Consider the following 1,160-nt stretch of genomic DNA (forward strand, 5'->3'; position numbering starts at 1 on the left):
TGTCCGTAATGCAACGGATTTGAGCCTTGCTTATTCTCCTGGTGTAGCTGAACCTTGTAAAGAAATCCATCAAAACAAGGATGATGTATACGAATACACAATGAAAGGCAACATGGTTGCAGTTGTCAGTGACGGCTCTGCCGTGCTTGGCCTTGGAAACATCGGTCCAGAAGCATCGCTTCCGGTAATGGAAGGAAAATCTGTCCTATTCCAGAGCTTCGCAGGTGTTGACAGCTTCCCGATCGTGCTTGATACAAACGACGTGGACGAAATCGTTCGCACTGTGAAATTGATGGCACCAACATTCGGCGGCGTGAACCTAGAGGATATCTCCGCTCCTCGCTGCTTCGAAATCGAAGAGCGTTTGAAAGCGGAAACGGATATTCCAGTATTCCATGATGACCAGCACGGTACTGCAATCGTAACGGTTGCTGGTTTGCTGAACGCATTGAAATTGGTTGGCAAAAGCTTCGATAATATCAAAGTGGTAGCTAACGGTGCTGGCGCTGCAGGTATCGCAATCATCGAATTGCTGCACAGCCTTGGTGTAAACAACGTCATCATGTGTGATTCCAAAGGAATGATCTACGAAGGTCGTCCAGAAGGCATGAACAAAATGAAAGACCGTGTAGCGAAAATCACGAACCGTGACCGTCAGGAAGGCAGCTTGTCTGATGCGATCAAGGATGCTGACGTGTTCATCGGTGTATCTTTGGCAAACCTATTGTCAAAAGACGACGTTCGCACAATGGCAAAAGATCCAATCATCTTCGCAATGGCGAACCCAGATCCGGAAATCCTTCCAGATGATGCAAAAGAAGCAGGCGCCCGCGTTATCGGTACTGGCCGATCTGACTTCCCGAACCAGGTGAACAACGTACTTGCCTTCCCTGGTATTTTCCGTGGTGCCCTGGATGTTCGCGCGACTGGAATTAATGAGGAAATGAAGATTGCAGCTGCCAAAGCGATTGCTGAGCTAATCGACGAAAGTGATCTAAATGAAGATTACGTTATTCCAGCTCCATTCGATCCGCGTGTTGCACCGGCTGTTGCGAAAGCAGTAGCAAAAGCAGCGATGGATACAGGCGTCAACCGCATTACAGTTGATCCAGAAGAAGTAGCTGAGAAGACGCGTCAGCTTACACTCATCGACGAAGACT

Annotated in this window: 1 protein-coding gene; it reads left to right on the top strand. The window is 48.4% G+C overall.

The annotated features are described in order from the left end of the window. The coding region (gene ystJ / locus CHH91_RS03905; protein WP_141234118.1) for an NADP-dependent malic enzyme at nucleotides 1-1,160 on the top strand (1,160 nt) is incomplete at both ends.

Source organism: Virgibacillus sp. 7505 (assembly GCF_002272135.1).
Classification (GTDB): Bacteria; Bacillota; Bacilli; order Bacillales; family Amphibacillaceae; genus Terribacillus.